Origin of the sequence: Pseudonocardia kujensis (assembly GCF_021283305.1) — a bacterium.
Lineage (GTDB): Bacteria > Actinomycetota > Actinomycetes > Mycobacteriales > Pseudonocardiaceae > Pseudonocardia > Pseudonocardia kujensis.
The window spans coordinates 35,329-56,887 of the sequence record NZ_JAJSOK010000049.1 but is presented as its reverse complement, the minus strand read 5'-3'; the positions used below and the strand labels follow the sequence as shown (position 1 = coordinate 56,887).

At 73.2% G+C, this 21,559-nt stretch carries 21 protein-coding genes and 3 tRNA genes; 12 read left to right on the top strand and 12 right to left on the bottom strand.

The genetic code is table 11. The features are described 5' to 3' along the window. Both LWC35_RS27415 and LWC35_RS27410 read right to left on the bottom strand, forming a co-directional pair. Positions 1-409, bottom strand: a 409-nt coding sequence (locus LWC35_RS27415) for a zf-HC2 domain-containing protein (RefSeq protein WP_232873146.1), incomplete at its 3' end; no start/stop codon positions are given. Then, the gene (locus tag LWC35_RS27410; protein ID WP_232873145.1) at positions 409-1,068 is read right to left on the bottom strand and encodes an RNA polymerase sigma factor; all 660 of its coding nucleotides are present in this window, start codon (positions 1,066-1,068) and stop codon (positions 409-411) included. The genes LWC35_RS27410 and LWC35_RS27415, both read right to left, overlap by 1 nt. Before the next feature lie 258 nt (positions 1,069-1,326). On the opposite strand from LWC35_RS27410, the gene LWC35_RS27405 reads away from it, so the two are divergent. The 4 genes from LWC35_RS27405 to LWC35_RS27390 all read left to right on the top strand — a co-directional run bounded on the left by LWC35_RS27405 (position 1,327) and on the right by LWC35_RS27390 (position 2,226). Next, on the top strand, positions 1,327-1,767 hold the full coding sequence (locus LWC35_RS27405) for an SsgA family sporulation/cell division regulator (protein ID WP_232873144.1): 441 nt from the start codon (positions 1,327-1,329) through the stop codon (positions 1,765-1,767). A gap of 168 nt (positions 1,768-1,935) precedes the next feature. Beyond that, positions 1,936-2,008 (top strand) — tRNA-Gly (locus LWC35_RS27400). Between the two features lie 70 nt (positions 2,009-2,078). Continuing rightward, positions 2,079-2,150: transfer RNA gene (locus tag LWC35_RS27395), tRNA-Cys, on the top strand. Between the two features lies 1 nt (position 2,151). Next, a tRNA-Val gene (locus LWC35_RS27390) sits at positions 2,152-2,226 on the top strand. 56 nt (positions 2,227-2,282) lie between these two features. On the opposite strand, the gene rox is transcribed toward LWC35_RS27390, so the two are convergent. Further along, the gene (gene rox / locus LWC35_RS27385) at positions 2,283-3,710 is read right to left on the bottom strand and encodes a rifampin monooxygenase (protein ID WP_232873143.1); all 1,428 of its coding nucleotides are present in this window, start codon (positions 3,708-3,710) and stop codon (positions 2,283-2,285) included. Between the two features lie 360 nt (positions 3,711-4,070). Here rox and LWC35_RS27380 point away from each other — a divergent pair, with 360 nt between their 5' ends. After that, positions 4,071-4,541 (top strand): OsmC family protein, encoded by a 471-nt coding sequence (locus LWC35_RS27380; RefSeq protein WP_232873142.1) that lies wholly within the window; start codon positions 4,071-4,073, stop codon positions 4,539-4,541. Between the two features lie 9 nt (positions 4,542-4,550). On the opposite strand, the gene LWC35_RS27375 is transcribed toward LWC35_RS27380, so the two are convergent. The 3 genes from LWC35_RS27375 to LWC35_RS27365 all read right to left on the bottom strand — a co-directional run bounded on the left by LWC35_RS27375 (position 4,551) and on the right by LWC35_RS27365 (position 9,314). After that, positions 4,551-5,708: a cysteine--tRNA ligase gene (locus LWC35_RS27375; RefSeq protein WP_232873141.1), complete on the bottom strand. Its 1,158-nt coding sequence runs from the start codon at positions 5,706-5,708 to the stop codon at positions 4,551-4,553. A gap of 50 nt (positions 5,709-5,758) precedes the next feature. Next, a complete protein-coding gene (locus LWC35_RS27370; RefSeq protein ID WP_232873140.1) occupies positions 5,759-7,279 on the bottom strand; it encodes a GDSL-type esterase/lipase family protein in 1,521 nt (506 codons plus the stop codon). A gap of 175 nt (positions 7,280-7,454) precedes the next feature. Further along, entirely contained in the window at positions 7,455-9,314 is a 1,860-nt protein-coding gene (locus LWC35_RS27365; protein WP_232873152.1) for an ArnT family glycosyltransferase, read from the bottom strand. Between the two features lie 376 nt (positions 9,315-9,690). Between LWC35_RS27365 and LWC35_RS27360 the strand changes: the two genes are divergently transcribed. Then, the gene (locus LWC35_RS27360; RefSeq protein WP_232873139.1) at positions 9,691-9,939 is read left to right on the top strand and encodes a type B 50S ribosomal protein L31; all 249 of its coding nucleotides are present in this window, start codon (positions 9,691-9,693) and stop codon (positions 9,937-9,939) included. Positions 9,940-10,029: 90 nt separating this feature from the next. Here the strand turns inward: LWC35_RS27360 and LWC35_RS27355 are convergent, their stop codons facing one another. After that, the gene (locus tag LWC35_RS27355) at positions 10,030-10,902 is read right to left on the bottom strand and encodes a metallophosphoesterase family protein (RefSeq protein WP_372463115.1); all 873 of its coding nucleotides are present in this window, start codon (positions 10,900-10,902) and stop codon (positions 10,030-10,032) included. A 128-nt stretch (positions 10,903-11,030) separates the two neighbouring features. Between LWC35_RS27355 and LWC35_RS27350 the strand changes: the two genes are divergently transcribed. The 6 genes from LWC35_RS27350 to gad all read left to right on the top strand — a co-directional run bounded on the left by LWC35_RS27350 (position 11,031) and on the right by gad (position 17,230). After that, a complete protein-coding gene (locus tag LWC35_RS27350; RefSeq protein WP_232873137.1) occupies positions 11,031-12,353 on the top strand; it encodes a cytochrome P450 in 1,323 nt (440 codons plus the stop codon). Next, entirely contained in the window at positions 12,350-12,754 is a 405-nt protein-coding gene (locus LWC35_RS27345) for a PPOX class F420-dependent oxidoreductase (RefSeq protein WP_232873136.1), read from the top strand. The genes LWC35_RS27350 and LWC35_RS27345 overlap by 4 nt, the downstream gene beginning before the upstream one ends. A 348-nt stretch (positions 12,755-13,102) precedes the next feature. Continuing rightward, on the top strand, positions 13,103-13,444 hold the full coding sequence (locus tag LWC35_RS27340; protein WP_232873135.1) for a hypothetical protein: 342 nt from the start codon (positions 13,103-13,105) through the stop codon (positions 13,442-13,444). Between the two features lie 479 nt (positions 13,445-13,923). Next, positions 13,924-14,841 (top strand): DUF4231 domain-containing protein, encoded by a 918-nt coding sequence (locus tag LWC35_RS27335; RefSeq protein WP_232873134.1) that lies wholly within the window; start codon positions 13,924-13,926, stop codon positions 14,839-14,841. A 159-nt stretch (positions 14,842-15,000) separates the two neighbouring features. Continuing rightward, positions 15,001-15,816, top strand: a complete 816-nt coding sequence (locus tag LWC35_RS27330; protein ID WP_232873133.1) for a polysaccharide deacetylase family protein — start codon at positions 15,001-15,003, stop codon at positions 15,814-15,816. A 10-nt stretch (positions 15,817-15,826) separates the two neighbouring features. Further along, positions 15,827-17,230 carry a glutamate decarboxylase gene (gene gad / locus LWC35_RS27325; RefSeq protein WP_232873132.1) on the top strand — a complete coding sequence of 468 codons (1,404 nt, stop codon included), beginning with the start codon at positions 15,827-15,829 and terminating at the stop codon, positions 17,228-17,230. Between the two features lie 41 nt (positions 17,231-17,271). Here gad and LWC35_RS27320 read toward each other — a convergent pair whose 3' ends face one another. The 5 genes from LWC35_RS27320 to LWC35_RS27300 all read right to left on the bottom strand — a co-directional run bounded on the left by LWC35_RS27320 (position 17,272) and on the right by LWC35_RS27300 (position 21,378). Beyond that, positions 17,272-17,898 carry a LysE family translocator gene (locus LWC35_RS27320; RefSeq protein ID WP_232873131.1) on the bottom strand — a complete coding sequence of 209 codons (627 nt, stop codon included), beginning with the start codon at positions 17,896-17,898 and terminating at the stop codon, positions 17,272-17,274. 9 nt (positions 17,899-17,907) lie between these two features. Continuing rightward, complete coding sequence (locus LWC35_RS27315) at positions 17,908-18,981, bottom strand: phosphotransferase family protein (RefSeq protein WP_232873130.1); 1,074 nt, start codon at positions 18,979-18,981, stop codon at positions 17,908-17,910. Positions 18,982-19,043: 62 nt separating this feature from the next. Then, on the bottom strand, positions 19,044-19,481 hold the full coding sequence (locus LWC35_RS27310) for a DUF3037 domain-containing protein (RefSeq protein WP_232873129.1): 438 nt from the start codon (positions 19,479-19,481) through the stop codon (positions 19,044-19,046). Next, positions 19,478-20,335, bottom strand: coding sequence for a HipA family kinase (locus LWC35_RS27305; RefSeq protein WP_232873128.1), 858 nt, complete (start codon positions 20,333-20,335; stop codon positions 19,478-19,480). The genes LWC35_RS27310 and LWC35_RS27305 overlap by 4 nt, the downstream gene beginning before the upstream one ends. 191 nt (positions 20,336-20,526) lie before the next feature. Beyond that, positions 20,527-21,378 (bottom strand): DoxX family protein, encoded by an 852-nt coding sequence (locus LWC35_RS27300; RefSeq protein WP_232873127.1) that lies wholly within the window; start codon positions 21,376-21,378, stop codon positions 20,527-20,529. Positions 21,379-21,559: the final 181 nt, after the last annotated feature.

The window sequence follows — 21,559 nt, the reverse complement described above, 5'->3', positions numbered from 1 at the left end:
CGCCCACCACCCGCCCGCGGACCCCGCGGCGGCCCCCCGGGCGCCCGCCCCGGCCCGGGCCGGACCCGGCGCCGCCCGACGGTGCGGTGCCCGCCGCCCGCCCGGTGTCTCCGGTCTCCCCCGCCCCGCGCGGCGTGGGGGCGGACGGGCGGGGAGCCGGACGCTCCTGCGGGGTCTGCGCTGCGGCGTCGAGGATGCGGTCACGCAGGTGCGGTGGCGGCTCGTCCGCCTCGACCGCACCGCCGAGCACAGCGAGCGTCTCCTCGGTCTCCCTGACGAGCGCGCGGCACGAGGCGCAGGTCGACAGGTGCCGCTCGACCTCCGCCTCCTCCCCGGGCTCGGCCGCCCGCAGCACCCAGGCCACCACCTGCTCCTCCGAGGGGCAGCCCCGCGAGTGCGACCCGGTCATCACGCACTCCCGTCCGTGAGGCGGACCTCGCCGGCCGTCGGGCCCAGTACCGCCCGCAGCCGCGCCAGCCCGGTGAACATCCGCGACTTCACCGTCCCGAGCGGGACGCCGGTCAGCGTCGCGACCTCCCGCTGGGTGTAGCCGCCGTAGTAGGCGAGCGCCAGGGCCTGTCGCTGCTCGGCCGGCAGCCCACCGAGGGCGTCGCGCACCTGCCCGGCGACGACCGCGCCCAGCGCCTCCTGGTCCGCGCCCGGCCCGGCCGGCGTCGGCGCCGCCTCGACGTCCTCGACCGCCACGGTCCGGCGGCGGACCATGGCCTCGCGCCGGACGGCGTCGACGGCTTTGTGGTGCACGAGCGTCAGCAGCCAGGTCGCGAAGGCACCACGACCGGCGTCGAAACGCGCGGGGTCCCGCCAGAGCGTGAGGAACACCTCCTGGACGACGTCCTCGGCCAGCCCGTCGTCGGCGCAGATGCGCCGCGCCAGGGACCAGGCCGGGCGACCGTAGCGGTCGTAGACCTCGGCGAGGGCGCGATCGTCCCCCGCGGCGAGCCGGGCGACGAGGGCCGCGTCGGCCCCGGCCCGCCCGCCGGGTGGGCCCTGCGGACGGGCCCGCGGACGGCCCCGCGGCGGCCCCGCTCCGTCGGCGACATCCGCCACCAGTGCGTCCCTCACGACCTCGTGTTCGGTCCCGGCCCGCGGCCGGTTCGGACGGGGCACCTGAAACGTGGATCACAGCCGACCGGGCGATCACCCGTCCTTGCAGGTCGGGCACACCCGACACGGGAACACCACTAACCCGTCCGTGTGAAAGCGACCGATCCGGTCCTCGGAGAACGTCCCCCGACCCGTCACATCTTGGCGATCCGCTCGTTCTTCCGCACGACGGACCACGCGGCACGAGGAAGAGGACCAAGGATGCGCGACGAGCCCACGATCATCCGCGAACCGGCCACGTTCGAGCTCATCACCCCGGACTCGGCGCCGGTCCCGGTGCGGGTCGAGCTCTCGTACTCCAGCCGGGACCCGTACGCGGTCCAGGCGTCGTTCCGGACCGGCCAGGGAAGCCCGGTGGACTGGGTGTTCGCCCGCGACCTGCTGGCCGACGGCCTGCTCGGGCCCGCCGGCACCGGTGACGTCCGCGTGCAGCCGGTCCTGCACGAGCCCACCCGGATCGAGGTCGAGCTCGCCTCCCCGTCGGGTCACGCGGTGTTCACCACGTGCGCCGCGACGCTCGCCGCGTTCCTCGACCGCACCTTCGAGTGCGTGCCCCCGGCGACCGAGTACTCCTGGCTCGACTTCGACGCCGCCCTGGACCAGCTCCTCGCCCCCAACTCCAGCGACGGCGCCCGCGACTGAGCCGAGGCGCGCCCGTCGGGCCGCAGCACTCCCTGCGGCCCGTTCGTGCAGGTCAAAGGCTCGGCGCGGGGTAACAGGGGGGTCGGTTTGGAGCCCCTGGGGACCCTGCGCTAATGTTCTTCACGTCGGAGCGAGCAGCCCCGACAAGCACCGGGAAACCGAGTGCATGCGGACGTAGCGCAGCTGGTAGCGCATCACCTTGCCAAGGTGAGGGTCGCGGGTTCGAGTCCCGTCGTCCGCTCGGAGGAAACCACGTATTCACTGCCTGGGCCTCCAGGTCCGATCCCCGCGAAACCATCCGGGGGGCGTCGGGCGGAGTGGCCGAGTGGCTTAGGCAAGGGCCTGCAAAGCCCTGTACGCGGGTTCGATTCCCGCCTCCGCCTCGGGCGATTAGCTCAGTGGGAGAGCGCTTCCTTGACACGGAAGAGGTCACTGGTTCAATCCCAGTATCGCCCACCACCCGAGAAGGCCCCCTGGAAACAGGGGGCCTTCGGCGTTCTCGGGATTCTTCGTCCTCAGGCTTCCCGGGGCGGGCCGAACCACCGGGGCAGCCTGTCGAGCAACTCCGCCCGGCCCTCCCCCACCCAGGCCACGTGCCCGTCCGGGCGCAGCAGGACGGCCGGGACGTCCAGTTCCTCGCTGACGTCCACGACGTGGTCGACCCGGTCCGCCCAGCCCGGCACCCACAGCAGGCCGGTCTGGTCCAGCAGCAGCCCGCGGCCCGTGCGCATCAGCTCGTAGAGGCGGCCCTTCTCGAGCGGCAGGTCCCGCATCCGGCGCCCGACGAGATCGGGCCCCTCGCCGAGGTCGTACCGAATGCCGATCGCCGTGATCTTCTCGATCAGGCGCCGGTTCACCTCCTCGAAGTCCATCAGCTCCGCGACCAGCCGCCGGACGGCCCGCGCCCCGGCACTCGTCCCCATCAGCTCCATCTGGGCGCGGGTGGTGTCGAGCACGTCCGCCGCCACCGGGTGCCGCTCGGACCCGTAGCTGTCGAGCAGTCCCGCCGGCGCCCAGCCCGCGATCGCCGCGGCGAGCTTCCAACCGAGGTTGACGGCGTCCTGGATGCCGAGGTTGAGGCCCTGACCACCGGTCGGCGGGTGGACGTGCGCCGCGTCGCCCGCCAGGAACGCGCGGCCCTCCCGGTACCGCTCCGCCTGCCGGGTGGCGTTGCCGAACCGGGACAGCCACCGCGGCGAGTGCACACCGAAGTCGGTGCCGGCCACCGCCCGCAGCTGCCGTCGGAAGTCCTCGAGGGTCGGCGGGACCGTGCGATCCTCGGACACCCCCTCGGCGGGCACCACGACCCGGTACGCCCCGCCGCCCAGCGGCCCCAGACCGAACCGCTGCTGCGTCGTGCGGACCTCGGCCACCACGGCGGTCACGGTCTCCGGCGGAGCGGTCACCTCCATCTCACCCAGGAGTGTCTCGACGGTGGTGGGCTCGCCGGGGAAGCCGATGCCGAGCAGCGTGCGTACGGTGCTGCGGCCGCCGTCGCAGCCGACGAGGTACCGGGCGCGCACGGTGGCGCCGTCGGCCAGCTCGGCGGTCACCCCGTCGGCGTCCTGCGACAGCCCGACGACCTCGGCGCCGCGGCGGATCTCCGCGCCGACCTCGGCGGCGTGCTCCCCCAGCAACCGGTCGGTGACGGTCTGCGGGATGCCGAGGACGTAGCCGTGCGCGCTGTCGAGCCGGGGCCATGGCGCCGGAATGCCGGCGAAGAACCCGCCGACCTCGTGTTTCTTCCCGTGCGCGAGGAACCGCTCCAGCAGCCCGCGCTGGTCCATCACCTCGATGCTGCGCACGTGCAGCCCGAGCGAGCGGACGAACGGCGGCGGCTCCTCCTCCTTCTCCAGCACGAGCACGTGGACGCGGTGCAGGCGCAGCTCCGCCGCCAGCATCATGCCGGTCGGCCCGCCACCCACGATGATCACGTCGAACATGGACCCCCCGAGGTCGTCTCCCGCCGCGCCCGTCCTGTTTGCGCAGGTCGCGGCGTCGGACGGCGATTCTGCGGTACACCCCGGCCCTTGCCGCAAGCCCCCTGGTGCGCTATAGCTTGGTGGTGGCGGGAGGCACCGCCGCTCGTCCGAGAAGGCCCCTGGGGGACCCGGGGGCCTCTGTCGTTCTCAGGCGGGGTGTCGTACGGCGCGGTGAGCACCTCCCTGCCGTGGCCGGCCGGGTCGAGGAAGTAGACGCCGCGGCCGGACATCCCGCGCATCGGTCGAGACCGCGAATTCCGGTCCCGGTCGAAGGGTCGCCGTCCTACGGTCTGGTCCTCGGTCGACGGGAGGAGTGGACGGATGGCACGGACACACGACTACGCGGTCACCGTGCGGTGGACCGGCGACGAGGGCTCGGGTACGGCCGGCTACCGCTCCTACTCGCGCGCCCACGACGTCGTCGCCGGCGGGAAGCCGGTGCTGGCGGGCAGCGCCGACCCGGCCTTCCTCGGCGACCCCGCACGGTGGAACCCGGAGGAACTGCTCGTCGCCGCGCTCGCGCAGTGCCACATGCTGAGCTACCTGGCGCTGTGCGCACGGCAGGGCGTGGTGGTGACCGGCTACAGCGACGCCGCCGAGGGGACGATGGAGGAGTCGGCGACCCACGGCGGCCACTTCACCGGGGTCGTGCTGCGCCCGCGGGTGCGGGTCGCCGACGAGGCGATGCGGCACAAGGCCGAGTCGCTGCACCACGAGGCGGCGGAGACCTGCTTCATCGCCAACTCGGTCGACTTCCCCGTCCACCACCATCCCGTCGTCGAGGTGGGCTGAACGGGACCGCTACTGCAGGGCGAGCGTGCGCAGCACCTGGCGGGCGGCATCGCCGCCGGCCTCCACCGCGGCCCGCAGCGCGCGCGGGACGTCCAGCTCCGCGAGCAGCGCCGCCCGCACCTCGCCGACCGCCGCGGGCGAGTCGCCCCGCCGGCCCGCCGCCACGTACAGCCGCTCGAGCAGCGCGGCCGCGTCGTCGAGCGCCTCCGGCCGGTAGTCCCACGGCTTCGCCCACGCCCGGTCGAGCAGCATCAGCCGCACGGCGGGCCCGGGCGCCTCGCGCAGCAGGTCGTGGACCAGCACCAGGTTCCCGGTCGACTTGGCCATCTTGGCGCCGTCGGTCCCGACCGTCCCGGCCCGCAGCGCGCGCCGGGCGAAGGGGGCGCTGCCGGTGGCGGCCGAGGCCATCGCGACCTGGTAGGCGTGGTGCGGGAAGGCCAGGTCGGCGCCGCCGGCCAGGACGTCGACCACCCCGCCGAGGGTGGCCAGCGCCATCGCCGCGCACTCGGCGTGCCAACCCGGGCGGCCGGGACCCCAGGGGCTCGGCCAGGCCGGGTCGCCCTCGCCGGAGGGCCGCCAGACCGGGACGTCGAACGGGTCGTCGCGGCGCGGGTCGGCCGGGTCGTCGCCGTTCTCGGCCAGCAGCGCCAGGGCCTCCTCGCGGTCCCGCCCCGCGGCGACGGCGGCGCCGCGGAAGTACACGGACCCGTCGCGCTCGTAGGCCGCCCCCGCCGCCAGCAGCGCGATCGCCAGCCGCACCACGTGCGCGACGTGGTGGCGCGCGTGCGGCGAGTGCGTCGGCGGGCGGACGTGCAGGGCGGCCATGTCCCGCTCGACGTAGTACTCCTGCGTCAGCCCGAACTCGTCGAAGGCGCGGCCGCGTTCGGCCGCGACCCGGGTGAGGACGTCGTCGACGTCGGTGACGTTGCGGGACACCACGGTCTCGACCCCGGTCATCCGGATCACCCGTGCCGCCGTGTCCGCCCAGACGAAGGCGGCGGCATGGCCGAGGTGCGTCACGTCGTACGGGGTGATCCCGCAGACGTAGAGCCGCGCCGGGACGGTCAGCGGCAGCGGTGCCCCGCCGAGGCGCAGCACCTCGCGCGGGTCGGTGACGGCGCCGGGGCGCGCGTGGTCCTCCGGGGACAGGTCGATCGGCGAGGCCATGCCGCCATCGTCCCAGGACCCGCCGCCGGACGGTCGGGGCCGGCCCGGCTTCAGTCGGCGAGCGGGCCCACGGCGCGGGCCACGGTCGCCGCCAACCGCAGCGACCCGACGGCCGTCGGATGGAAGGCGAACGGGGTGGCGAGGCCCTGCAGGTCCGGGCCCAGCCCGTCGGTCCCGGTGCTGCACAGCAGGGTCAGGTCGGGGTCGGCCACGGCGAACCCGTACTTCTCGGCCCCGGCGTGGAGCACGGCGTTGAGCTGGTCGTTGCGGTCCGTGAGCAGGTCGATCTTGTCCTGGGTGAGGCCGACCGCGGAGGACGGGCCGCGTGCGTCGGGGCAGGCCGGGTCGGTGTCGCGGGGGAAGGCGTCGTACGAGGTCATGACGACGACCTTCGGCTTGCTCGGTAGCGCCGCGAGGTCCTCGAGCAGGGCCGCGTAGTCGCGGTCGAAGGCGGCCATCCGGTAGTCGAACTCGCCGCGGGTGAGGTTGTCGTCGCAGGTCTCGACGCCGTAGCAGTACTTGATCAGGTCGGACCAGCCGACGTCGTTGGGCCCGATCGCGACCACCACGAACCGCAGGTCCTGCATCCGCTTGAGCAGCGCGACCTGCGCCGGGACCTGGACGTTGCCGCGCTGCTGCGGGCCGCGCAGCCCCTGGGCCACGGTCGCGCCGGGGCAGGCGAGGTTGCGGACCCGCCCGGGGACCATGGTGCCCAGTTCGGCGGCGAGCGAGTCGGCGCTGCGCTGGCACGCGACGTCGTCGCCCTCGGGCTCGGCCACCGGCGGGCCGCCGACCCGGGCTGCGCGCGAGTCGCCGACCACCGCGCCCGCGTAGCCGTACACGGGCGGGCCGACCGGCGCCGGCGTGACGCGGGCGCTGCCGACCAGATCGGACAACGAGCTCACCTGCGCGAGCCCGCGCATGGTGCCGGTGTAGGCGAGCGCGCCGCACGCGCCCCAGGCCACCAGGGAGACGGTCACCGCGAGCAGCGACATCCGGCCGATCGTGCCGGCGCAACGGTGCCAGACGTCGGCCACGGTGACGTGCTCGCGCGCCTTCTCCCGCCGCAGGATCCCGAGCACCCGTGCGCAGCCGACCAGTGCGGCTGCGGCGAGGGCCGTGCCCACCACCCCGAGCGTCGCGAGCAGGTACCAGTTCACGAACCCGGTCCGCAGCTGGTCGACGGCCTGGGCGGTCACCTCGGCGGTGGTGTCCGGGTTGAACACCTTGGCCGCGTCCTCGTTGCGCTGCACCGGGCCCATCTCGAGCTGGGGGCGCAGCGGCCCGACGACCTGCAGCCGCGGGATGTCGAGCTCGGTGTTGCCGATCTGGACGAGCCGGGCCGGGCCCTCGACCGAGAGGTCGGGGGTGCGGGCGCCGACGGCGATGTGCTGGCCGAGGATCGTCAGGTCCTGGTCCGGGGTCAGCGCGATCGACAACGGGATGCCGGCGAGCAGGCACAGCCCGATCATCAGGACCGTCGGCCAGGAGCGGGCCTCGCGGACCAGGGCGCGGAACCGGCCGCCGCGCCCGCCCGGGCGGGCGTTCGTCCGTGCGGTGGTGACCACCATCGGCGGGCTCCCCCTCGTCCGGTGCCGTGTACCGATCAAGATGATGCGGGCGCGGCACCGCGGGTGCCCATACTGCGAACAGGCGACGTGCGGTGGGGAGACGCACGCCGACGGGGGCTTGACGCCACCGGCCCTCCCGCGCGCTCGCGGGAGGGCCGGCCGGGGCGGGCGCCGATCAGGTGGTGAGGTCGTAGACCGTCTGGCCGCCGACCGTGGTGGCGGCGGTGAAGTTCGCCGCCACCCATGCCGCGATCTGGCTGCTGGTGGAGTCCGAGCCGCCGGGCCCGCTGCCCCGGCCGCCGCCGACGTAGTAGTGGATCCGCCCCTCGGCGACGTACTGCTGGAACTGCGCCGGCGTGACCGCCGAGTCGGAGCCGCCCCACCCGCCGGTCGACATCACCGCGGTGCCCGAGGCCAGCTCCAGGGCGGCCGCGGTCTGGGAGGCCGGGACCGCCGCCGACCAGGTCGAGTCGGTCGACCCGAGCAGCGCGGTGAGCTCCGCGCTCGCCCCGCCGACCGGACCGCCTCCCATACCGCCCGGCCCGCCCGTGCCACCGAAGCCGCCCGATCCCCCGGCGCCCGAGGAGCCGAACGCGCTGGACGTCGTCCCGACGGACGGGATACTGCCCGTGTGGGCGGCCGAGGCCGTCGCCACGGCGTAGGCGCTCGTCCCGGCAAGGCCCGCGAGCACCGCCGCCGTGACACCGACCAGCAGCACCCGCCGTCCCGTGCCGCCCGCGACCAGGGCGACCGCGCCGGCCAGGGCCAGCGCCGCGACCGGCCAGCGCAGCCAGGTGAATGCCTCCGAACCCGCCGCGAACAGCGCGAACGTCCACACGCCGGTGGCGACCGCGGCGAGGGCGAGCGTGGCCCGCGCCCACCCCGACGCCCGCCGCTGCCACAGCGCCCCCGCGCCGACCACCAGCACGCCGGCGATCCCCGGCGCCAGCGCCACCGTGTAGTAGGGGTGCATCGTGCCGCTCATGGAGCTGAGCACCAGGCCGGTGACCAGCATCCAGCCGCCCCAGAGCAGCAGGCCCGCCCGGGTGCGGTCGGTCCGCGGCGCGCGGCGGGTCACCCACAGGCCCGCGGCCAACAGGATCAGCGCGGCCGGGAGCAGCCAGGAGACCTCGTAGGCGATCTCGCCGGTGAACAGCCGGGCGATCCCGGCCGACCCGCCGAAGCCGGTGTTGCCAGCGCCGGCAGCGCCGCCGCCGCCGTTGCCGCTCCCGCCGAGCAGCCGGCCCAGGCCGTTGTAGCCCAGGGCGAGCTCGAGCAGCGAGTTCGTGGTGGAACCGCCGACGTACGGGCGGCTGTCCGTCGGCCACAGCTCGACGAGCGCGACGAACCAGCCCGCCGACACCACCATCGCCGCGAGGGCGCCGAGCAGCTGCGCGCTCCGGATCCGCAGCCGCGGGGCGCCGGCGACCAGGTGGACCAGTCCGAGGGCCGGGACGACCAGCAGCGCCTGCCCCATCTTCGTGAGGAAGGCGAACCCGATCGCCGACCCGGCCACGACCAGCCACCAGCTCGACGCCTTCACCGTTCCCGCGTCGACCGCCCGTGTGACCGCCCACGCGGCCGCGACCAGGAGCAGGACCAGCAGCGCGTCGGGGTTGTCGAAGCGGAACATCAGCACCGCGGCCGGCGTGAGGGCCAGGGTCGCCCCCGCGAGCAGGCCGGCGAGCGGCCCGGCCCAGCGCCGCACCGTCGCGTACAGCAGCCCGACGGACGCGACGCCCATCAGCGCCTGCGGCACCAGCAGGCTCCACGAGGAGAAGCCGAAGATCCGCGCCGAGGCGACCATGACCCACAGCGCGGCGGGCGGCTTGTCGACCGTGATCGCGTTGCCGGAGTCCAGCGACCCGAACAGCCAGGCCTTCCAGGACTGCGTGCCCGCCTCCACGGCGGCCGCGTAGAAGTCGTTGGCCCAGCCCGAGGCGGACAGGTTCCACAGGTAGAGGACCGCCGAGCCGGCCAGCAGGACGAGCAGCGCCGGCCGGGACCAGCGGGGGTCGCCCTCCGGGCCCCGCACCAGCCGTCGGAACCGGCCGGGGACGCCGGGCGGTGCGGTGTGCGCGGCGCGGTGCCGGCCGGGGTCGGGCGCGCGCGGCGGGCGCGGCGGGCGGACCGGGGTCGCGGTGCTCACGGGGTCTCCTCGTGGTCGTGGATCTGTCCCCACGAGGATTCGTCGGCCCGCTGTCGCGTCTCTGTCGGGCCGCTGTGCGCCGGCTGTGACGGACCGGGGCCGGCGTCCGGTGGACCGACGCTCAGTCGACCGATGCGGCGGGCAGGCCGATCAGGTGCGCGGGCAGCGGACGGCGACGAACCCGGATCGAGCCATGGGAATCTCCTGCACACGACAACCGTTATCATCAGTGAACGTAGCAGGACATTCCCAGGAGGACACCGTGCGACCGAACATCCACCCCACGTACCAGCCCGTCGTGTACCAGGACCGGAGCACGGGCGACGCGTTCCTCACCCGCTCGACCGCCACCTCGCGGGAGACGATCGAGTGGAGCGACGGGCGGACCTACCCGCTGCTGCGGGTCGACATGAGCTCCTACTCGCACCCGTTCTGGACGGGCGCGACCCGGGTCCTCGACTCGGCGGGTCAGGTCGAGAAGTTCAACCGGCGCTACGGCCGCCGGCGCTGACCGCCCACGTCACGGCCACGTCACGGCACCCTCGCGGGAGCGGGGGTGCCGTGCGCGTTCTCGGCCGTCCGGGGTCCCGGTCCGCATCCCTCAGCGGCGGACGCCGAAGTCCTCGGCCGGGACGGGCAGGACCTGGCGGGGCAGGACGTCGACGGGATGACCGAACCGCTCCTCCCGCGGCCGCCATTCGCGCGGGTAGCCGAGCGAGGCCTCCACGAAGCGGACGCCGTCCTCGTAGATGACGCGCGGGATGTGCAGGTGCCCGTAGACGACGGCCTGCGCGCGGTAGCGGACGTGCCAGTCGGCCGTCGCGGTGGTGCCGCACCAGAGCGCGAACTCCGGGTAGCGCAGGATCTCGGTGGGCCGGCGGGTGAGCGGCCAGTGGTTGACCAGGATCGTCGGCAGGCCCGGGTCGAGGGCGTCGAGCCGGCGGCGCGTCTCCGCCACCCGGGCGGCGCACCACGCCTCGCGCGAGGGGTGCGGCTCCGGGTGGAGCAGGTGCTCGTCCGTGCAGACCACGCCTGCGCTGTACGCCGCGGCGAGGCCCTCCTCGCTCGTGGTCGTGCCCAGGGGCAGGAACGAGTAGTCGTAGAGCAGGAACAGCGGGGCGACGACGGCCGGGCCACCCGCCCCCTCCCACACCGGGAACGGGTCCTCGGGCGTCACCACGCCGAGCTGCCGGCAGCGCTCCACCAGGTGCCGGTAGCGGTGCTCGCCCCGCAGGTCGACGGGGTCCTTCGTGCGCGTCCACAACTCGTGGTTGCCGGGCACCCAGATCACCTTCGCGAACCGCGCGGCCAGCTCGGCGAGCGTCGCGACGGTGTCGCCGACCTGCTCCGCGACGTCGCCGGCGACGATGAGCCAGTCACCCGGGTCCCCGCCCAGCCCCTCGACGACCGCCCGGTTCTCGGGATAGCGCACGTGCAGGTCGCTGACGGCGAGCAGGCGGGACACCCCACAGATCTAGCAGATCCGCCCGGGAGAGCGCGGAGCGCGGAGCGGACGCCGGCGCTGAGGATCCGCTGAGCCGCGCCCCTGGGCAGCACAAGTTACCGGCGGTAAGTTGAGGCCGACACGGCGAGGAGGTCGGCATGGCGGGTACACGGGGCGTGCGCCGGGTGGTCCGATGGGGACTCCGGCACGGGATGATGCGGCGCATGGTCCGCCGCCAGGTGCGGGCCGGGGAGCTGGGCGCGCGGCTGATGACCGATCCCGAGGTCGTCGCGAACCCGTACCCGTTCTACGACGAGCTGCGCTCGCGGGGGAAGCTCGTCGACACCGGCCTGATGCACGCGACCGTCGACCACGACGTGTGCACGCAGGTGCTGCGGAGCACGGACTTCGGCGTCGGTGGCCGGATGCCCGAGAACCTGCCCGGCGTGGTGAAGGCGGCCGTGGCGCTCGGTGGTTCGTGGGCGCTCGGCCCGGCCCAGTCGCCGTCGATGCTGGCCTCGGACCCCCCGGACCACACCCGCTACCGCAAGCTCGTGACCAGGGCTTTCAGCGCCAAGAAGGTCGCGGCGCTGCGCTCGCGCACCGAGGAGATCGCCACCGAGCTGCTCGACGCGATGGCGGCGAAGGGCGAGCGGGCGGACCTCGTGAAGGACTTCGCGGCGCTGCTGCCGGCCACGGTGATCGCGGAGATGCTCGGCGCGCCCCTGTCGATGCGCGGACAGTTCCTGGAGTGGGGCGAGGGCGCGGCGCTGTCGCTCGACGCGGGGCTCTCCTACGCCGACTTCCGGCGCTCCGAGCGCGACATCGACGCCCTGCACGCCTGGATGCTCGGCCACTTCGAGCGGATCCGCCGCGAGCCGGGCGAGGACATCCTCTCCGCGCTCGTCACCGCGCACGACGAGGACGGCGCGCTGAGCGAGGACGAGCTGTCCAGCATCGCCATGCTGCTGCTCGCCGCCGGCTTCGAGACCACCGTGAACCTCATCGGGAGCGGCGCCGCGCTCCTGCTCGACCACCCCGACCAGCTGAAGCTCCTGCACGCCGAGCCGGAGCGGTGGCCCGCCGCGATCGACGAGATGCTGCGCTTCGAGTCACCGGTGCAGCGGACCGGCCGGGTGGCCGTGCGGGACACCGAGGTCGCCGGCGTCCCGGTGAAGCGCGGCACGTTCGTGATCACGCACCTCGGCGGGGCGAACCGCGACCCGGCGGTGTTCCCCGACCCGCACCGCTTCGACGTCAGCCGGGAGGAGGCGCACAAGCACCTGGCCTTCTCGCAGGGCATCCACTTCTGCCTCGGCGCCGCCCTGGCCCGGATGGAGGGCGAGGTCGCGCTGCGTGCGCTGGTCGACCGCTTCCCGGACGTGCGCCCCGCCGGCTCCCCCGTCCGCCGCCGCACCAAGCTGCTGCGCGGCTGGGAGAGCGTGCCGGTGGAGCTGAACCGGGCGAGCGTGCCCGCGTGAGCGAGCCGGCGGACCCGCCCTCGGCACAGCACCTCGCCGAGGCGCAGTACCTGCTGCTCACGACCTTCCGCAGGGACGGGACGCCGGTCCCGACCCCGGTGTGGGCCGCGGCGCTGGACGACGGCCGGCTCGGCGTCTGGACGGTCACCGAGTCCGGCAAGGTCAAGCGGATCCGCCGGTCCGGGACCGTCGAGGTGGCCGAGTGCGACCGCCGCGGGAAGCCCCTCGGCCCGGCCGTCCGCGGGACCGCCGAGCTGCTCGACGGCGAGGGCACCCGCCGGGTCCGCCGCGCCGTCGCCCGCAAGTACGGGCTGGTCGGCCGGATCGCCGTCGGGTCCAGTCGGCTCTTCCGGGGCGACCGCGGATCCACCGGTCTGGCGGTCGCGGTCGGCGGCCCCTGAAGCTGCAGTCGATTCAAACGGCCGTCACACCTGCGGGTCTTGACGCTGCGGCTCTCGCGACGGTGGACACCGGCCTTCTCCGATCGAAGACACTCGAATGGATCTTGCAGAGCAAGAGGCGATTGTTCGGCAACTGCCAGAAGCCTTAGCTCCTTCTGGCCGGTGCCACCCGTCCAGGAGAAGCCTGTCGCCCTAGCACTGCATCCGCGCATTCACCTTGGAGCACGGCTAGTCCGTCTGGGCGTACTCGGCCGCTCCAAACGTGTGCAAGAAGTACGTCCGACGAAACCTGTCAGGTCTTCGAGACGAGCTAGTTGCCACAACTCGACTCGGAGATCACTGACCCCCATGAAGATCCGCATGCGCGATGTGCACGCAAACGTCGTTAATCAAGGCGAAAACATCTACGTCGGCAATCGAGCGCTTGTCCCGGCAGACCTCGAAGCAGCACAGGCCGTTGTCGACGAGCTGCGGCGCCGTGTCAACGAGGAGCAAGCCGACCCGGGTCGCGAAGTTCACGAACTCGTCGAGTCAACCCGTGCAACGCAGAAGGAGCTCGACTCGCCACACCCTGATCGAGGCCGTCTGGTCGGGAGACTGAAGCATCTGAAGGACCTGGCAAGCGCTGCCACGGCCACTGCCTCAGTCGTTGGAGCGGTCGATGCCGTCATCACAACACTCACCACCTGAGATGAACGACTACTCGTTCCGCGACATCCACTCCGATACCGTCAACATCGGCGAGAACATTTATATCGGAGACGCCCCTATCAACCATGCGCACGCTGGCCGCGAACTCCTCGACTCGCACAGCTACGTGCCAGCGGCGAGCGTACTTGGCCGCGGATTGCACCAATCTCCTCGAGATCCGACTCTCAACTTTCTTCGGGCACTCGCCATCTTGCAGGGCTGGCGTCCCAGCCGTCAAAGCCGCCAACGAGTAGAGGAGTGCTTGCAACACCTAGGCGTACTAGGAGATCGAGCTGAGGCAGTAGTCCTGACAGAACTTGTCACCGAGGACTATCTGGCCTGGTGGACGCGGCCGGGGCGAACCCTCAGCACGAAGGTCCTACGCGCGGCGGCGAGCTTGAGCGATGATCACGCAACCTTGATACTTCGACACGTTCCAGCACCCGAGGCGCACACGTGGCAGGCAGTCGAGGCCCTTCATGGCTGACATCGATCGATGGCCACTCGGAAAGCCGGGTTCGCGCGAGCGCCGTGATCACGTGCGGAAGTACTTCAGAAAGGCTCCGCCACGAGCCGACGAGATATACGCGCGGCGCCTTATCCGCCTGGGAGCAGGCATCTTCGTCGCCGCTCTCGCCACATTGACTGCAGGACTTCCCGCACTACTTGCCGGAACCATCGCGCTGATTGCCATAGTGACAGCAATACAAGGATGGCGTCTCCTGGCCGACTACAAGCGGAAGTACGCCAGCGCCGAGCCAAAATGCGCAGATTCGGACATGGATCAAACATTGCGCTCCGACCTCCAGGACCTGGCAGCTCGAGCGATGCTTCGACTCGGTATCACCATCGACGAACTCGAACTACACAGCGAGGATGTCGGGGCCCTCCGCCAAGGGAAGACACGCATAGGCGAACAGGGCCGAGGCCCGCTCATCGTCTTCGGCCCCGCATCCAGGTCGCGAGGACGAGCAGGTCGGGACCGAGTTTGGCGTTTCACGTCGTACAGAGTCATGGCCATATGCCCGACCTTCCACCATCTCGCCATATATGAATGCGTACTACAGTTCGATACCGGCAAGCGCAAACGCGAGGAGACGCACGAGTACCACTACGCTGACGTGGTTGCGGTCTCGACACGCAACCTCGAGGCGGACGACAGCCTTGATTTAGTGTTCGATTCGGAGATATTCGGGAAGATTCCCCTTAGGCCAATGAAACGAGAGTTCGAGGTCATCGTTTCCAGTGGGGATCGGAGCAATATCACGGTCGACATCTTCGACGATGAGCGCCCGGAGGTGAAACTCCTCCTGCAAGAATTTGGTATCGACCGGCTGATCAGGGCGGTCAGGCGGACACTACGCGAGAAGAAGGGCGGAGTAGCGCCCCTGTTCTAGCGCCGATGCAGGGGCCTCACGCGACCCCGATCGAAGGGCCGATCGTCATCTAGGCCTCCCGATCGCGGAGCTGCCCACGCTTCCCCCGGCGTGTCCGCCGTCCTTGAGTCGCTCCTTCGGGTACGAACGCCTGTGACGGGAGAGGTGGGTGGGGCGTCCATGGGCCTATCACCGATCCGACGCGGCGGACCGGGCCTCCTGACCCGGCCGGCCCACCCCGACCCCCGCACGACCGACGGGCTGTTCCGCGGCAGGGCGGCGGATCGGGTGCCGGCGCTGCTCGGGGCGCTGGCGCTCGGCCTGGTCGCGCCGCTCGGCACGCAGGTGGCCGCGCCCGAGCCCGCGCCCGCACCGGCCGTCGTCGCGCCCCCTGCGCCGACCGCCCGGCCGGTGGTGCTCACCGACCTCCCCGTGGCGGGCCCGCAGGACCGGCGGGTCGCGCTCACCTTCGACGACGGGCCGGACCCGCAGTGGACCCCGCAGATCCTCGACGTGCTGATCCGCCACGGCGCGAAGGCGACCTTCTGCATGGTCGGGACGCAGATGGAGCGGCATCCCGAGGTGGTGGCGAAGGTCGTCGACGCGGGGATGCGGATCTGCTCCCACTCGCACACCCACGACGAGGGACTCCCGAACCGGGACGCCGGGACGATCACCGCGGAGATCGCCGACGTCGCCGCCCGCGTGCCGGGCACGCCGGTCACCTACTTCCGCGCACCCGGCGGCAACTGGGACGAGGAGATCCTCGACTCCGCCGTCGCGCAGGGGATGCAGCCGCTGGGGTGGGCGATCGACCCGCGGGACTGGACGCGGCCGGCGGCCGACGAGATCGTGGCGAACGTCGAGAAGCACCTGCACCCCGGTGCCGTCGTCCTCCTGCACGACGGCGGGGGGAGCCGCGCCCGGACGGTGGAGGCGTTGGACCGGTTGCTTCCCCGGCTTCGCTCCCAGGGCTATGTCACCGACTTCCCCTAGGGTCGTGGGGATGCCCACACATCGACGCCGCGAGCCCGGCGACGAGCCGGTCGTCGCGAACCCGGTCCTCGGCGCGGAGCCCATCACCGTACCCCGCTACGAGCTGCCGGAGTCCGGGCTCGATCCCCAGGTCGCGTACCAGATCGTGCACGACGAGCTGATGCTCGACGGCAACGCGCGGCTCAACCTCGCCACGTTCGTCACCACGTGGGAGGAGGAGGCCGCCCAGCGGCTGATGTCCGAGTCGTTCGACAAGAACATCATCGACAAGGACGAGTACCCGCGGACCGCCGACATCGAGCAGCGCTGCGTGCGGATGCTCGCCGACCTGTGGAACGCGCCGGACCCGGCCCGCGCGATCGGCTGCTCGACGACGGGGTCCAGCGAGGCGTGCATGCTCGGCGGGCTCGCGCTCAAGCGGCGTTGGCAGGCCCGGCGGCGGTCGGAGGGCAAGGACACCGCGCGCCCCAACATCGTCATGGGCATCAACGTCCAGATCTGCTGGGAGAAGTTCGCCAACTACTTCGAGGTCGAGCCGCGGCTCGTCCCCATGGAGGGCGACCGGCTGCACCTGGGCGCGGCCGAGGCCGTGGCGCTCTGCGACGAGAACACGATCGGCGTGGTCGTGGTGCTGGGCTCGACCTTCGACGGCAGCTACGAACCGGTCGAGGAGGTCTGCGCCGCGCTCGACGACCTGCAGGCCCGCACCGGGCTGAGCATCCCCGTCCACGTCGACGGCGCCTCCGGCGCGATGATCGCGCCCTTCTGCGACCCGGAGCTGGTGTGGGACTTCCGGCTGCCGCGGGTGGCGTCGATCAACACCTCGGGGCACAAGTACGGCCTGGTCTACCCGGGCGTCGGCTGGGCGCTGTGGCGCGACGAGGACGCGCTTCCCGAGGACCTCGTGTTCCGGGTCAACTACCTGGGCGGCGACATGCCGACCTTCGCGCTGAACTTCTCCCGGCCCGCCGGCCAGGTGATCGCGCAGTACTTCCAGTTCGTGCGGCTGGGCCAGGCCGGCTTCGCGCGCGTCCAGCAGACTTGTCGCGACGTCGCGACCACGCTGTCGTCGGCGATCGCCGGGCTGGGCCCGTTCCGTCTGCTCTCGGACGGGTCGCAGCTGCCGGTCTTCGCCTTCACCGTGGCCGAAGGACAGCCCTTCTCGGCGTTCGACGTGTCGGCGGCCCTGCGCGAGCGCGGCTGGCTCGTCCCGGCCTACACCTTCCCGCCCGAACGCGAGGACATCGCGGCGCTGCGGATCGTGGTGCGCAACGGGTTCAGCCACGACCTGGCGAGCCTGCTGTTCGACGACCTGCGGCGCTCCCTCGAGCAGCTGAGCAAGCAGAGCGCCCCGCAGCGCGGCCCGGAGTCGGCGACCTTCGCACACGGCACGGGGAAGCCGGTGGTCCGGTAGCGCGCTCCGCGGGGGCCGGCGCCCTGCTCGGTAGCCAGGGGCTATTCGGCGGCCAGCGCCAGCCCGAACCCGACCAGCGCCGTCCCGGTCACCGCGTCGATCGCGCGGCGTACCCGCCGCTTGCTCAGCCACGCCCGCACCCGGTGCACCACGAACACCAGCCCGAGGAGCCACACCGCGCCCAGCACGCCGACGGTGTAGGCGAGCAGCAACGCGTCGGCCGTGGTCGTGACGCCCGGGACCAGGAACTGGGGCAGCACGGACAGGTACATGACCAGCACCTTCGGGTTGGTCACGTTGGACAGGAAGCCCTCGCGGAAGCGGCGGAATCCCTGCCCTCGGCGCTTCTCGACGAACTCGGTGAGCGCCGCGTAGTCCCCGCGCCACGCCCCGCGCAGCGCCTGCACGGCGAGGAACAGCAGGTACGCCACGCCCGCCCAGCGCAGCGTCTCGAACAGCGGGCGGGAGCTCGCGACGAGCACGCCGAGCCCGAAGGCCGCCGCGCTGCCCTGCAGCAGGTTCCCGGCGAGGATCCCCGCGCACGCGAGCAGCCCGCCGCGCCGGCCACCGGCCAGGGCGTTGCGGAGCAGGACGAGCGTGTCCGGCCCCGGGGCGAGCACGAGCAGAACGGCGATGCCCAGGTAGGCGCCGTAGGAACCCCAGGTCACCCGCCGACCCTAACCCGCGCTCCGGTGCAGGATCTGTACGGCCGCGGTGGCCTGTTCCTGCAGGTTCGCCAGCCGCGACCGCGCCGTCTCCGGGTCCTCCGTGGCGTCGCCCATGTGCCCGGCGGCGTACCGGGTGTAGACGCCCGCGCCGATACACGCCGAGCGCCACCGGGCGAAGGCCTCGAAGTAGTCCGCCTGCCCGGCGATCCGGTCGCCGCGGCCCGAGCGCTCGGCGTAGCGCGCCAGGATCTCCTCGCGCTCCGGCCAGCCCTCGAGGGTGGTCGGGCCCGAGGTGATCTCCCTGACGGTGTCGCCCGGGCGCCCCCACGAGGCGAGCAGGTAGCCGAGGTCGGCGAGCGGCTCGCCGAGCGTCGCGAGCTCCCAGTCGAAGATCGCGCCGATGCGCCCGTCCGGGCCGAAGGACAGGTTCCCGGGCCGGTAGTCGCCGTGCGCGATGGTCAGCTCCTCGTCGACCGGGCGGCGTTCGACGAGCAGCCGGTGCCCCTCGTCGACCACGGACAGGTCCTCGACGGCCGAGTCGTGCGCCTGCCGGTGCCAGCGGCGCAGCTGCCGCTCCAGGTAGCTGCCGGGCCGGCGCAGCTCCCCCAGGCCGACGGCGTCGGGGTCGACCGCGTGCAGCTCGGCGAGCACGTCGGCGACCGCCAGGCCGGCGGCGTGGCGGCTCTCGACGGGCATGACGGCGCCGGCCTCCACGTCGCCGGGCACGACGCCGTCCACGAATCCCATGAGGTAGAAGTCGGCGCCTATCACGGAGTGGTCCGAGCAGAACGCGACGGCCCGCGGGACCGGCACGGGTGTGTCGGCCAGCGCGGCGATGAACCGCCACTCGCGGCTCATGTCGTGCGCGGTGGCGAGCACCCCGCCGGTGGGCGGGCGGCGCAGGGCCCACGGCGTGCCGGCGGCGTCGACGACCCGGTAGGTCAGGTTCGAGTGCCCACCGGAGATCCGCGTGACCTCGACGGGCTCCGGTCCGGTCGCGATGTCGGGGACTTCGGCGCGCAGCCACGCGGTGAGCGCCGCGGCGGGGACGGGGTCGGTGGCGATCGGCGTCGATCCGCTCATGCCCGTCACCTTGCCCTGTGACCGGCGATCAACGCCATTGCGACGATCGCCACTCCCGTGCCTCACAGGGGCAGGACCAGGGCAGCGAGCAGGCGGGCCGGCTCGGCGGCCGGGTCCGCCGTGAGCCCGCTGTGCACGGGGCCGGGCCGCACGACCGTGCTGCGCGGGGCGGTGAGCCGGCGGAAGCGGCGGCCGAGGTCCTCCCCCGCGCCGGGGCCCGACGCGGCCAGCGCCCCCTCCGTCCGCCGGTCGGCGCGGGGCGGAGTGGGTAGGGCGCAGACGGCGGCGGCGACCTCGAGGGCGTCGGCGATCGCCTCGGCGTCGGCATTCGGGTCGAGGGCACGCAGCCGCTCCCGGTCCAGGTGCACCCGGCCCCCCAGGAAGTCCTTCGCCCGGCAGTAGACGAGCACGCCGGCGTTCATCGTCTCGCCGCGCTCGGGCCGCGGCACGACCTGCAGCACCGCGTACTCGTAGACCTCGAGGCCGTTCGCCCTGCTCACCGGTCCACCTTCGGCAGCCGTGCGGCCAGCCACGCCGGCGGGCGGCCGGTGCGGGTGATCGGGCGCGGACGGCCGGTCGCGGCCTCCGCCCGCACGGCCGGCAGCCAGGCCTCCCGGGCCGCGACGCGCGCGGTGAGGATCTCGGCGTAGGCGGCGCGCACCTCCGCCGGACCCGCGAACCCGGGCTCGTCGGCCAGCCACTCGTCCGGCACCGCCGCGGCGGCGCGCTCGACCGCCGGCGCGGTGACCAGCGGCGCGAGGGCGGCGTCGGCGACCTCGAGGTCCGGCGAGGAGCCGAGCAGGACGTGGTCGCCGGCGTCGAACGGGCGGGCGGCGACCGCGGCCGGGTCGGCCAGCGTCCGCGCCCAGCCGTGGTGGAAGGTCAGCGTGGCCCCGTGGTCGATCAGGTACGGGGCCCGGTGCCAGAGCAGCATGTTCGCGTTGCGCCAGGAACGGTCGACGTTGCCGACGAGCGCGTCGAACCACAGCACCCGGCCGGCGAACTCCGGGCCCGGGTCGAAGGCGAGCGGGTCGAAGTCCAGCGCGCCGGGCAGGTAGTCCAGGCCAAGGTTCAGCCCGGCGGAGCGGTGCAGCAGGTCCTGCACCTCCTGGTCCGGCTCGGCGAGCCCCAGCTCGGGGTCCAGGTCCACCGTGACCAGCTCCGGCACCGGCAGGCCCAGCTCCCGGGCCAGCTCGCCGGCGACGATCTCGGCGACCAGGACCTTCCGGCCCTGCCCCGCGCCGTGGTACTTCACGACGTAGGTGCCCAGGTCGTCGGCCTCCATCAGGCCTGGCAGCGAGCCGCCCTCACGCAGCGGCGTGACGTAGCGGGTCGCCGTGACGTGGCGCAGCACGCGATCCCTCCTCGTTCCGCTGCCCATGATCCCCCGCAGCGCCTGCGGTCGTCGCCCCGACCTGCCGGAACGACGAGGGCCCCGCGGCCGGGCGTCCCGCCGCGGTCGCGGGCGGCGGGGCGGACCGGGCCGCGGGGCCCTGGTCGGGAGGGGTCGAGCTGCTCCGGTGACGGTGCCGGAGCAGCGCCGGGTCAGTGCTGCTCGCGCGGCGCGGCGTCGAGGTGGGCCTGTGGGCCGGTGTGCGGGTCGGCGTAGTCCGCGTAGTCGACGGACGGGGCCGCGGGGTGCACGGCGTGCCGGGCGCCGGGCTGGCCGGACGAGTTGGTGTACGCCGTGGGCATCCGACGCGGGGCCGGGGCCTCGGCGGGGTGGCCGGCCCGGCCGTCGTCCCACAGGGAGAAGGAGCGGGCGGCCGAGACCCGCGCCGGCTGGTGCGGGGCCTGCCCGGACGCCTCGGCGTCCCAGCGCGGGGCGGGCGCGGCCTGCCGGTGCTCGTCCGTCCACTGCTGCGGCGCGTCCCACCGCGGGGCCGGGCGGGCGGCGAACGCGGCGGGGGCGGGGGCGATCGGCACCCCGTTGGGGTCGGAGCTCACGTCGACCGGCGCGGGCACGTCCGCCTGCCGCTTCCGCTCGAAGATCAGGTGGTCGAGGCTGTAGCGGCCGGGGCCGAAGGCGGCGATCGCCAGCACGATGCCCGCGATGAGGGCGACGAGCTCGAAGCCGTTGTTCTTCACGAACACGCCGTGCGCGCCGTGCACGAACCAGATGGCGCCGTACATCACGAACGCCATGCCCGCCGCGGCCCAGGGCACGAAGAGTCCGACCGCGATGAGGATCGACCCGATGAGCTCCACGACCAGGGTGAACGCCGTCGCGACGATGGCCAGCGGGATGCCGAAGTTCGTGAACTGGTCGGTGGCCGTCCCGAACCCCGCCTGGAAGAAGCTCTGCCAGACGTGCGCCAGCATGATGAAGGACACCGTGAGCCGCGCGATCAGGATGAGCACGTGCCTCGCGGGTTCGGGGAGCGAACGGGTCAACATCGGGACCTCTCCTGACTACGGGTCGTCGGCATACCGCGGTGAGTGACGAAGTTAGACCGGAGTGCGGCGAGGTGTAGGCCGAACAGCGGTTCCTGCGGTGGTCCGTCGTCCGCACGCGATGAACAGCACGTGCGAACCACTCGTCCGTGTAACGAAACCCGGCGCGCATGGTTACGGACCG

Coding starts and splice junctions, on each gene's coding strand:
- LWC35_RS27375 (WP_232873141.1), bottom strand. CDS start 5,708: ATGGCCTCGCCGATCGACCTGTCCCCGGAGGACCACGCGCGCCCCGGC.
- LWC35_RS27300 (WP_232873127.1), bottom strand. CDS start 21,378: ATGTTGACCCGTTCGCTCCCCGAACCCGCGAGGCACGTGCTCATCCTG.
- LWC35_RS27370 (WP_232873140.1), bottom strand. CDS start 7,279: ATGGTGGTCACCACCGCACGGACGAACGCCCGCCCGGGCGGGCGCGGC.
- LWC35_RS27340 (WP_232873135.1), top strand. CDS start 13,103: ATGAAGATCCGCATGCGCGATGTGCACGCAAACGTCGTTAATCAAGGC.
- gad (WP_232873132.1), top strand. CDS start 15,827: ATGCCCACACATCGACGCCGCGAGCCCGGCGACGAGCCGGTCGTCGCG.
- LWC35_RS27315 (WP_232873130.1), bottom strand. CDS start 18,981: ATGAGCGGATCGACGCCGATCGCCACCGACCCCGTCCCCGCCGCGGCG.
- LWC35_RS27405 (WP_232873144.1), top strand. CDS start 1,327: ATGCGCGACGAGCCCACGATCATCCGCGAACCGGCCACGTTCGAGCTC.
- LWC35_RS27350 (WP_232873137.1), top strand. CDS start 11,031: ATGGCGGGTACACGGGGCGTGCGCCGGGTGGTCCGATGGGGACTCCGG.
- LWC35_RS27335 (WP_232873134.1), top strand. CDS start 13,924: ATGGCTGACATCGATCGATGGCCACTCGGAAAGCCGGGTTCGCGCGAG.
- rox (WP_232873143.1), bottom strand. CDS start 3,710: ATGTTCGACGTGATCATCGTGGGTGGCGGGCCGACCGGCATGATGCTG.
- LWC35_RS27380 (WP_232873142.1), top strand. CDS start 4,071: ATGGCACGGACACACGACTACGCGGTCACCGTGCGGTGGACCGGCGAC.
- LWC35_RS27330 (WP_232873133.1), top strand. CDS start 15,001: ATGGGCCTATCACCGATCCGACGCGGCGGACCGGGCCTCCTGACCCGG.